The sequence below is a fragment of the Corynebacterium sp. HMSC069E04 genome (assembly GCF_001813175.1).
Lineage (GTDB): Bacteria > Actinomycetota > Actinomycetes > Mycobacteriales > Mycobacteriaceae > Corynebacterium > Corynebacterium aurimucosum.
Genome location: NZ_KV811694.1, coordinates 5,668 through 16,640, shown reverse-complemented (window position 1 = coordinate 16,640; position 10,973 = coordinate 5,668). Strand labels below are relative to the sequence as shown.

Annotated in this window: 9 protein-coding genes and 1 riboswitch; all 9 genes read right to left on the bottom strand. The window is 59.4% G+C overall.

Annotation, left to right across the window (positions count from 1 at the left end):
- Positions 1-439: 439 nt before the first annotated feature.
- Positions 440-1,369: a hypothetical protein gene (locus tag HMPREF2896_RS09980; protein WP_070719410.1), complete on the bottom strand. Its 930-nt coding sequence runs from the start codon at positions 1,367-1,369 to the stop codon at positions 440-442.
- A gap of 108 nt (positions 1,370-1,477) precedes the next feature.
- Positions 1,478-2,668 (bottom strand): elongation factor Tu, encoded by a 1,191-nt coding sequence (gene tuf, locus HMPREF2896_RS09975; RefSeq protein ID WP_070444762.1) that lies wholly within the window; start codon positions 2,666-2,668, stop codon positions 1,478-1,480.
- Between the two features lie 369 nt (positions 2,669-3,037).
- Positions 3,038-5,164: an elongation factor G gene (gene fusA, locus HMPREF2896_RS09970; RefSeq protein ID WP_070645245.1), complete on the bottom strand. Its 2,127-nt coding sequence runs from the start codon at positions 5,162-5,164 to the stop codon at positions 3,038-3,040.
- Between the two features lie 302 nt (positions 5,165-5,466).
- Positions 5,467-5,934, bottom strand: a complete 468-nt coding sequence (gene rpsG, locus HMPREF2896_RS09965; protein WP_010189692.1) for a 30S ribosomal protein S7 — start codon at positions 5,932-5,934, stop codon at positions 5,467-5,469.
- Between the two features lie 6 nt (positions 5,935-5,940).
- Positions 5,941-6,312 (bottom strand): 30S ribosomal protein S12, encoded by a 372-nt coding sequence (rpsL, locus tag HMPREF2896_RS09960; RefSeq protein ID WP_010189693.1) that lies wholly within the window; start codon positions 6,310-6,312, stop codon positions 5,941-5,943.
- Positions 6,313-6,563: 251 nt separating this feature from the next.
- Positions 6,564-7,166, bottom strand: a complete 603-nt coding sequence (locus tag HMPREF2896_RS09955) for an isopentenyl transferase family protein (RefSeq protein ID WP_070719409.1) — start codon at positions 7,164-7,166, stop codon at positions 6,564-6,566.
- Positions 7,167-7,221: 55 nt separating this feature from the next.
- Complete coding sequence (locus HMPREF2896_RS09950) at positions 7,222-8,016, bottom strand: energy-coupling factor transporter transmembrane component T family protein (RefSeq protein WP_070719407.1); 795 nt, start codon at positions 8,014-8,016, stop codon at positions 7,222-7,224.
- 16 nt (positions 8,017-8,032) lie between these two features.
- The gene (locus tag HMPREF2896_RS09945) at positions 8,033-9,544 is read right to left on the bottom strand and encodes an ABC transporter ATP-binding protein (RefSeq protein ID WP_070719404.1); all 1,512 of its coding nucleotides are present in this window, start codon (positions 9,542-9,544) and stop codon (positions 8,033-8,035) included.
- A gap of 121 nt (positions 9,545-9,665) precedes the next feature.
- Positions 9,666-10,310, bottom strand: coding sequence for an ECF transporter S component (locus HMPREF2896_RS09940; RefSeq protein WP_070719402.1), 645 nt, complete (start codon positions 10,308-10,310; stop codon positions 9,666-9,668).
- Positions 10,300-10,477: riboswitch (TPP riboswitch) on the bottom strand. (Overlaps the previous gene by 11 nt.)
- Positions 10,478-10,973 lie beyond the last annotated feature (496 nt).

Below are 10,973 nucleotides of genomic sequence, written 5' to 3'. Positions count from 1 at the left end.
ACAGCAGCTAACACCCCCAGCCACCACACAGCAACAGCAGAAAGGACAGCGCCAACCACCTCATCGCGCCTGATAACGGTTCGCCCCCGTCAGTCGAAGCCACGCTGACGGGGATACCGGCGATCCTTCAGACACCACCACCCACAAACCACAACAAGGTACGCAAGAAAACCTGCGAGCCTTATGCCAGCGCCACCCATCATCCAAAGCCAGACTGATAGGCAATCCGCCGACCCCAAGTCCGGCTTCACGTGCTGCCGGAAGCAGCAAGAGCAACGGGGATTCTTAAGCCCTTAAAGGCGAAGCCAGGCTGGCAGGATCCCCGACTACGCTTCACATGCCACGGGAAGCGGCAGATGCAACGGGGCCCCTTAGCTCTTAAAGGCGAACCCGCCAATCAAGGCCAGCCTCCGAGCAAAGCTCGGCGCACCAGGACTGATTAAAGGGGTGGCGAGGGAGGAGCACTCCAGGGCTCTGATTCGGCGAGGATAAGCTCCTTGATAACGCCAAACGTGTGCATGGTTCCGCGTGAAAGGTGAACGCGGAATGTGCTTCCGACTTCGCCCTCCTCGATGCGATGCCACGAGAAATCAGTGCGGATGAGCTCCCGGTTTTTGCGCTCGATGATATGCAGACCGTGGTCGAGGAGGATTGTTTCCGTATCGGTGCGGATGAACCACACGCGGTCCCCCACGCTGCGGCGCTTCAATCCAGTCAAGCTGCGATGGTCTTCGCGCAGGCGGGTAACAGACTCGATAACACCAAAGCGGTGCTCGAAACCTTCCGTGTCTGCGAGGACAAGCGGGCGGCCAGGGCCCACCGGACGGAGTGCTGAGACCTGCCACGCCACAGGTTGCCCTCGTTGTCCTTCCTTCGATACCGGCCGTACGACTGCCACGCACGTGGCTCGATGCGGCTGGGAAGTAGAGGCGTTCTCCTCTTGAAACTGGCTTGGGATGCGCTGCTCATCGAGGCACCGTGAGGACTCGGTGGGAGCCTTGTCAACCAGGCCCGCCGGAAGCGCGGTGGGCACCATGGATACCGGGTGCTCTGAGGACTTGGTCGAAGCCGGAACAACAGGGCCATGAGGAGAAAAGGTAGGGACTGTGGGCATCACGGTAACGCGATGAGACGGGGTAACGACGAGCCAGAGGCCTTCGGTGATGAGGTGGCCGTCGAGAGGCACGAGCGGCGGGTGAACGGCTGCCATGGACTCTAGACGGGCGGTGAGTTCGTCGTCAGGCACGCCCCAGCCGTATCCTTCCGCCGCCAGCATTCCGAACAGGGTTCCCAAAGGTAAGTCCGGTTGGCCTTCCCACGCGGCACGCAGGGCGGCGAGGGTTCGGTCAATACGGGTTGGGTCAAACATGACTCCTAAGCCTAGTAGGCCCACGATCACCAAAGCCGCCCAACCCCATCAGGGATTGAGCGGCTTACAGACCTGCTAATCAGGAAGGGCCTTAAGCCCTAGCGAGAATTAGCCGAGGATCTTGGTAACGCGGCCAGCGCCGACGGTACGGGAGCCCTCGCGGATAGCGAAGCGCAGGCCCTCGTCCATAGCGACCGGCTGGATGAGCTCTACGGACATCTCAACGTTGTCGCCCGGCATAACCATCTCGGTGCCCTCCGGCAGCTTGATGACACCGGTAACGTCGGTGGTGCGGAAGTAGAACTGCGGACGGTAGTTGTCCATGAACGGGGTGTGGCGGCCGCCCTCTTCCTTCTTCAGGACGTAGACGGAACCCTCGAACTTGGTGTGCGGGGTGTAAGCGCCCGGCTTGATGCAAACCTGGCCACGCTCCACCTCTTCACGCTTGGTACCACGCAGAAGCAGACCACAGTTGTCGCCAGCCTCGGTGTAGTCCATCATCTTGCGGAACATCTCGATACCGGTAACGGTGGTGGACATGGACTTGTCCTTGATACCGATGATCTCGATGTCCTCGTTGACGTTCAGGGAGCCACGCTCAACACGGCCGGTAACAACGGTACCGCGGCCGGTAATGGTGAAGATGTCCTCGATCGGCATCAGGAACGGCTTGTCCAGCTCGCGCTCCGGATCCGGGATGGACTCGTCGCAGGCGTCCATCAGGTCGATGACGGACTGTACCCACTTCTCGTCGCCCTCGAGAGCCTTCAGAGCGGAGATGTGAACGATCGGAGCTTCCTCGTCGTAGTCCTGCTCAGCAAGCAGCTCGCGGATCTCCATCTCGACGAGCTCGATGATTTCCTCATCGTCAACCATGTCGCACTTGTTCAGTGCAACGAGGATGTACGGAACGCCAACCTGGCGAGCCAGAAGAACGTGCTCGCGGGTCTGCGGCATCGGGCCATCGGTTGCAGCAACAACCAGGATGGCACCGTCCATCTGAGCAGCACCGGTAATCATGTTCTTGATGTAGTCGGCGTGGCCCGGGGCGTCCACGTGTGCGTAGTGGCGCTTCGGGGTGGAGTACTCCACGTGGGAGATGTTGATGGTAATACCGCGCTCCTTCTCCTCAGGAGCCTTATCGATGGAGTCGAATGCGAAAGCGGTGTTCTCCTCCGGGTAAGCGTCAGCCAGAACCTTGGTGATCGCTGCGGTGGTGGTGGTCTTGCCGTGGTCGACGTGTCCGATGGTGCCGATGTTCACATGCGGCTTCGTACGCTCGAACTTCTCCTTTGCCACTGTTTGTCCTCCTGGACTCTATGGCGGCTACGTATTTCGCAGCCACGTGGTTTGTATTGCCATTGGCACTTCGAGCCGAAGCCCATAAGCGCTAATGACGCTTTCTTACGTGCCAGTTACACGATCCTAGATTTATGCCGCAGTTTTTTCAAACTGCCCAAATAGGAGGTAACCCCGCCCAACACGTGCGGACGTTGACCCTCGACAAGAATCAATTTAAAGGATCCTGGGAGGGTAACGGCCGGCTCAACGCGCAAAAACCTTTACGCACTCAGCGGACCGCTACCTCCCCAGCGTTGGGAGCTGGTGCCTACTGGCGAAGACTACCAGCCCCCACAGGCAAGGGAATCGATCGGATCCCCTTAAGCCTTAGGCCTTGGCGCCGGTGCGCTCCTCGATGATCTCCTGTGCCACGGAGGAGGGAACCTCAGCGTAGGAATCGAAGACCATGGTGAAGTTTGCACGACCAGCGGTGGAAGAACGCAGGTCACCAATGTAGCCGAACATCTCGGACAGCGGAACCTTAGCCTTAACCACCTTGGCGCCGGAGCGGTCTTCCATAGCGAAGACCTGGCCACGGCGGGAGGAGATGTCACCGTTAACGGTACCCATGTACTCCTCCGGGGTCACGACCTCAACGGCCATGATCGGCTCAAGCAGAACCGGCTTTGCCTTAGCAACGGCCTCCTTGAGGACCTGGGAGCCAGCGAGCTTGAAGGCCATCTCAGAGGAGTCAACATCGTGGTAAGCACCATCCTCGAGGGTGGCCTTGATGTTCACCAGCGGGAAGCCAGCAACGAAGCCGTACTGCATAGCGTCCTGGATACCCGCGTCGACGGACGGGATGTACTCCTTCGGAACACGGCCACCGGTGACGGAGTTCTCGAACTTGTAGGTTGCGGACTCGCCCTCTTCCAGCTCTTCCGGATCCGGGTTATAAGGCTCGATGGTGACGATAACCTTTGCGAACTGGCCGGAACCACCGGTCTGCTTCTTGTGGGTGTAGTCCAGGGACTCAACCTTCTTGCGAATGGTCTCACGGTAAGCAACCTGCGGGTTACCGATGTTTGCCTCAACCTTGAACTCGCGCTTCATACGGTCAACCAAGACGTCCAGGTGCAGCTCACCCATGCCGCCGATAACGGTCTGGCCGGATTCTTCGTCGAGCTGGACCGTGAAGGTCGGGTCCTCTTCAGCCAACTTCTGAATAGCGGTACCCAGCTTCTCCTGGTCAGCCTTGGTCTTCGGTTCAATAGCAACCTGGATAACCGGATCCGGGAAGTCCATGGACTCGAGGATGATCGGGTTGTCCGGGTTACAGAGGGTATCACCGGTGGTGGTTTCCTTCAGGCCGATGAACGCGTAGATGTTACCGGCGTCAGCGTGCTCGACCGGGTTCTCCTTGTTCGCGTGCATCTGGAAGAGCTTGCCCACGCGCTCCTTCTTGTTCTTGGTGGAGTTGAGCATGTTCTCGCCTGGGATAGCCTGGCCGGAGTAAACGCGCACGTAGGTGAGCTTGCCGAAGAACGGGTGTACGGCAATCTTGAAGGCCAGTGCGGAGAACGGCTCCTGAACGGAAGGCTTACGGGTCAGGGTCTCCTCGCCATCGAGGGAGGTACCGTTGACCTCGCCGATGTCCAGAGGGTTCGGGAGGTAGTCAACAATGGCGTCGAGCAGCGGCTGAACACCCTTGTTGCGGTAAGCGGTACCGCAGAAGACCGGGTAGATCTCGGAGTTAACGGTCAGCTTGCGGATAGCGCCCTTGATTTCCTCAATGGTCAGCTCTTCGCCGCCGAAGTACTTCTCCATGAGCTCTTCGTCAGACTCAGCGACGGTCTCGAGCAGCTTCTCGCGGTACTCCTCAGCCTTCTCCTGAAGGTCGGCCGGGATCTCCTCGATGGTGCCATCGGTACCAATCTCGGTCTTGCCGCGCCAAGTGATGGCCTGCATGTTGATCAGGTCGACGACGCCGTCGAAATCATCCTCAGCACCGATCGGCAGCTGCATAACCAACGGCTTAGCGCCGAGGCGATCGATGATGGTCTGAACGGTGAAGTAGAAGTCAGCGCCCAGCTTGTCCATCTTGTTGACGAAGCAGACACGGGGAACGTCGTACTTAGCAGCCTGGCGCCACACCTGCTCGGACTGCGGCTCCACGCCTTCCTTACCGTCGAAGACAGCAACAGCGCCGTCGAGAACACGCAGGGAGCGCTCAACCTCAACGGTGAAGTCCACGTGACCCGGGGTGTCAATGATGTTGATCTGGTTATTGTTCCAGAAACAGGTCACAGCGGCGGACGTAATGGTAATGCCGCGCTCCTTCTCCTGCTCCATCCAGTCAGTGGTGGCGCCACCGTCGTGGGTCTCGCCGACCTTGCGGTTGATGCCGGTGTAGTAGAGGATGCGCTCGGTGGTGGTGGTCTTACCCGCATCGATGTGCGCCATGATGCCGATATTGCGGACCTTGTGCAGATCCTTAAGCACTTCTTGTGCCACAGTTAATACCCCAACTTAATTGTCGTCGACGCCGGCGTCAGTTATGCACTGACGCAACTTCAAATGACGTCTTCATGGATAGGTCTTGGTCTATTTTGCCACGTCTAGGCTTCTTCGTCAGCGTGAGAGCGAAAGCCCACGCCATAAAAAATAGCCCGAACAACGCTATTCAAGTTTAGGTTCCCCACTAGCTAGCGTGCAGAGCTCCACCAAAGGGAGCGAGAACACACACTGTCAGCGCAGGTAAACGATGATATCGCTGTTCGAGCCATGATGCCATGTGGCGGGTTCTACCGGCGGGATTACCAGCGGTAGTGAGCGAAGGCGCGGTTGGCCTCAGCCATCTTGTGAGTATCCTCACGACGCTTAACAGAAGCGCCCAGGCCGTTGGATGCATCGAGGATCTCGTTGGCGAGACGCTCGATCATGCTGTTCTCACGACGCTGACGGGTGAAGGTCACCAACCAACGCAGAGCCAGGGTGTTGGAACGAGCCGGCTTAACCTCAACCGGCACCTGGTAGGTAGCGCCACCCACGCGGCGGGAGCGGACCTCGAGGTCCGGGCGGATGTTGCCCAGAGCCTTCTCCAGGGTGCCAACCGGGTCGGTACCGGTCTTCTCGCGGCAAACCTCAAGAGCGCCGTAAACGATGCGCTCAGCGGTGGACTTCTTGCCGTCACGCAGGATCTTGTTCACGAGCATGGTGACCTGCTCGGAGTTGTAAACCGGGTCCTTAACTACAGGACGCTTCGGTGCAGCATTCTTACGCATTGTTGATTACTGTCCCTTCTTTGCGCCGTAGCGGGAACGAGCCTGCTTACGGTCCTTCACGCCCTGGGTATCCAGTGCGCCGCGGATAATCTTGTAGCGAACACCCGGGAGGTCCTTCACACGACCACCGCGGACGAGCACCATGGAGTGCTCCTGCAGGTTGTGGCCCTCACCCGGAATGTAGGCGGAAACCTCGATACCGGAGGTCAGGCGCACACGGGCAACCTTACGTAGAGCCGAGTTCGGCTTCTTCGGGGTGGTGGTGTACACGCGAGTGCACACGCCACGGCGCTGCGGGGAGCCCTTCAGGCCGGCCGTAGCAACCTTGGCCTTCTTGGAGTGGCGGCCCTTTCGGACCAGCTGCTGAATAGTTGGCATAAATCTAGTCTTTCTCTATGACTTCGGCTTGAACTGACCGCTTTCACAAGTCCAAACATGCAAAAATAGGGGCTCTTCTCCGGGACCCTTCCGCATGTCCAGAACGTCCCTCAACCACAGGATGGTCGAGATACCGATCAGACTTTTCATCTCCTATAAAGATGAAACCTAGAACAGACTACCACCACCCCGCTGATCTGCTCAAATCCATGATGTGGCTGCTTGGCTTGGCACTCAAGCTGCAGTGAGCATTAGCGCCACTCCCAGGTCAGGTCCGCCTCCACCGCGCGCTCAGCGAAGTGCTCTTGTTCCTGCTTCTCCCAGGTTTCAAACCACTCTTCATAGCCGGGGTCGCGCTCAAGGGCGCGCTCGCGACGCTTCTCACGCGGCCCGTCGATGCGCACGGTCACCACGGAGCCGCGCTCGTTGGCGGCGGCTACGGTGGCCTCAGTAACCGAACCTACGCCTTCAACGATCAGATCGTCGCGCTCATCCAAACTAGCCCAGTCCTTCGGCGCGTTGGCTTCCCAGTCCCAGCGCCAATAGCCCGGGTTATTCTCCCGCAGCACTTGTTCCGAGACCATCTCTGAGCCTTCTTTCAGCCCATGCCAGCCGGGGTAGAACTCATCAAGGTGGACTACTCGCCACCCGGTACGCTCCGCGAGGGCCACGGAGGTCCAGGTCTTGCCAGCACCCGAGGGGCCGTCGATAAGCACGGTGACCGGGCGCATCGGGCGCTTGCGTGTCGCCGCGAGCGACATCACATCATTCAAGAGCCTGTCCATCTCGGCGGCGTTGGTATCGGCAGTTCCCTTACCGCCTTCCCGATGGTCCGTGCGGTCCGTGTCCTGCATGTTGTCTTTCACCACTTCTGGGTTTGTCTAGCGTGCAGCTTTTAAGAGAGTCATCCTAGAGTCCAAAAAATCTCCAGGACCCACTGAGAACCGAAACTACCACCGGAAGCGCCGCAAGGCCGGTTCCCACCACCATCACCAGCCAGTCCCGGCCGGCCAGGCGGGAGGGCCGCGCCCAGGTGCGCTGGCCTCCGCCCGGCGGTGTGCGCCCGAATCCGCGCGCCTCCATCGCCGTGGCCAGCTTGCCGCCGCGCCTCAGGGCTAAGACCAACAAGCCGAAGGACATGGTGATGAGGTGCTTGATGCGGCCTTCGTCGGTAAGCCCACGTGCACGCCGCGCCATGGCGAGGTACTGCCAATCAGATTTAAAGAGCGTCATCATGCGCACCCCGGCCACCGCCCCGATAACGAAGCGTGAGGGAAGCTTGAGGATTTGGGAGAGCGCATCACCTAGCTCCGCCGGGTCAATATCCCGCGCCAGCACCACCATGGGCAACGCCACCGCCAGCACACGCACCGTAATGGCGATGGCCAACTCTAGCGAGTTATCCGTGACTGTAATCAGCCACCAGCTGAAGTACTCCCTGCCACCGGGCGCACCGTATAGCAGCATCGAAATACCAGACAACGGCGCAATAAGAAACAGGAACCACCCAGCCTTAATTAGCCGGGGCCACGACACCCCACACAACGGTGCGAAGAGCAGCGTCATTCCCAAGGACACGGCCGCGGAGACCCAATCCACCGAAAGCAACAAGGGCGTAACCCACACGAACATCAAGAAGATGCGCGTCAGCGGATTCACGCCACGCAGCAAACCAGCGCTGCCCAAACGGCCAGCGCCCTTCATGCTCACCGAAGACGAATTAGCCACGGCTCACCTCCACTCGGTGGTCACCCAACGCGGAAATGAACAGCGGATCATGGGTGACTGAAGCAATCGTCGTCCCCTCATCCGCCATGCGCCGCAGCAACCACACCAGCTCGGTGAAGGTGTGGGGGTCTTGGCCGAAGGTGGGCTCGTCAAGGAGCAGCACCTCGGGTGCGGTGACCAACGCCGTGGCCACGGACAACCTGCGCTTCTCCCCTCCGGAGAGCGTAAACGGGTTGGCGTTGAGCAGATGTCCCAGGCGCAGCGACTCCACGAGCTCCGCAATGCGCGCCTCCGGCACCTCGCGGTGCATCACCCGGGGCGCCACGCGCAGTTCCTCCGCCACCGTCCGGGCAACGAACTGGTGCTCAGGATTCTGGAAGACGAAGCCAATGCGGTCCGCCAATTCCCGGGACTTCCACGTCAGCGGCGAGCCCTTCAGCCCCCGCCGCACGTACTCTGCCACACCAATCTCCCCTGACTTTGCGGGAAGCAATCCTGCGACCGTCATCAGCCACGTGGTCTTGCCCGCTCCATTTGGCCCAGTAATCACCGTGGACATCCCCCGCGGCAGCGCGTAGCTGCGCGGCGGCCCGAAGCGGGTGACCAGGTCCGTACTCCACAGCGCCGCCGTCTCCGGCCCGGACACATGAGATACATCCGATCCCGGCACGACGCATCCCGGTACTTCCAACCTCGGCTCTACCGAGCCCGGCACTACCTCAACGCTGCTTGAAGACGCCCCATAAATCCCCCGCGCCCGCGGCAAACCGCTATTAGAGCGCGAAGCGACAACAGTCCCCAGTGGCCCATCAGCGACAATGCGCCCATCCTTCAGCTCAACCGCTCGGTCGAGCACTCCCTTCCACGCCGCGTGCTGATGCTCCACCACGACGAGCGTGGCACCAGTGCGCTCCACCATGGTGGACACCGCTTCGATGACTTCACGTGCTCCCTCCGGGTCGAGGTTCGCCGTCGGCTCATCCAGCAACACCATGCCCGCACCCATCGCGATGACACCGGCCAAGGCCAGACGCTGCTTCTGCCCACCGGAAAGCTGCTCGGTGGGAAATGACAAGTCCACCGATGGCCCCACCATCGATAATGCCGCCGAAACCCGCTGCCATATCTCCGAGCGCGGGTAGGCCAAGTTCTCACAACCAAAGGCCACATCATCCCCCACCCGCGCGGCAATTACCTGCGAGTCCGGGTCCTGCAGCACCAGCCCCACCGGAATCGTGTGCCCGGGTGGCTCGACGTGACCGGAGGCATCCTCAAGAAGAATCTCTCCAACTCGAGTACCTTCGTCATCCCCACCAAGCACACCCGCGATGGCCGCCAGCAGCGTGGATTTCCCAGAACCGGAATCACCGCAAAGCAGCACCTTCTCCCCCGGCGATACAACCAAGTCAATATCCGCCAGCGCCGGCGCACGCCTCCCCGCGTGCGTCCAGCCAAAGCCGCGGGCCACAAGCTTCGTGGCCCCAGCACTACCCACATCAGCCATCAGAACCAGCCATCACAGTCAGCAACGTCAACCAGCATCAGTCAACGATCAGCAAACAACAAACAACGCGAAACAATTAAGAACAGCGCAAAACTAGTAACAAGCGACAAGCAACGCTTGTCTAAGCGTTGTGCTGTTCGCGGCCAACCGCAAAGCGATCCAGCGCACCAGTCTTCGCAAGAGCCTTAACCACGAAATAGCCCACGGCACCCGCCAGAATGGCTCCGGAAATGCTCAGCGTCACTAGGTAGATGATGTTGAACTGCAGAGTCTTACCCAGGTTTCCGGAGGTAAAAAGCTCCAGCACAAATGCACCCCAGCCCGCAGCCATGCCGCCGAGCATCGCAATGCCCAATCCAAAGCGGCGGTAGAGGAAGATTGCCAAGACAATCTCCACGCCAATGCCCTGCGCGATACCGGAGTACAACGTACTAATCCCCCACTGGGAGCCCAGCACCGCCGACACAATCGCTGCCAACAGCTCCACGTAGAGTGCTGCACCCGGCTTCCGGATAATCAGGCCACCAACAACACCACCCAGCAACCAAATACCAGTAGCGATTCCGCCCAAGCCCGGCGTGAGCGCATCCATAGCCTGAAACCAGGCATAGCCCACCGTGTTCCACGCCAGGAACACAATTCCGCACGCCACACCCAGCACGGATGCCACCACGATGTCAACGACGCGCCAGTTCAAACTGCGCGGAGCAACACCGTTCGTAGATGCTCCGCTATTAACAAATCCATCATGAGATACAGAGTTCATGATTCCTCCCTTTCGCCGGCATTATCCGGATCAGGTTCGACGGTTCGCCGCCATGACGCGGCATCTCAGCCTCCTCAGCCAATCCATGCACAACCCAATAAGACAAAAGAAACGGAATTGGGCTAAGCGCATTCAAGGCAAACAAGGAAGCACCCGTGACAATGTGTAGTTAGAAGCCGCCAGCACCAAAAGAGCACCAGCTAAGCACGCTCAAAAAAGCACTGTCAGCTTAGCAAGACGTCCCTCACAAGAGCACATCTACCTCTGCCTCAAACAAAAGAGAAACACCAACAGGAGGCACTCTCAGAAGAAAAACGAAAGTACCCCGTCGCGTCCTCTGACCTACGCGACGGGGTACGTGCTCACCGGCTTCAAAAAGCCAGCGGCCATGAGCCTCTACACCGGTAGCTTAAGGAAAGGAAAAGCTTCGGCAGAGACCCAAGACTATGAGAAATAACAAATGGTATTTCGGAACTATTAAACAAACAAAATCGAGCCATGAGCCGGGCCACGCCACCGGGCTATAAAGCCCGGCAGCAATGCCCCGATTCATCAACTCTCAAGTTGGGTGGGAGGTTAACGCACCTCCCGTAGCGGTGTTATTAAAGGGAACACGTCCCTACGCTGTGCGGATTACTTGGAGGAACCGTTAGAGGAACCTGC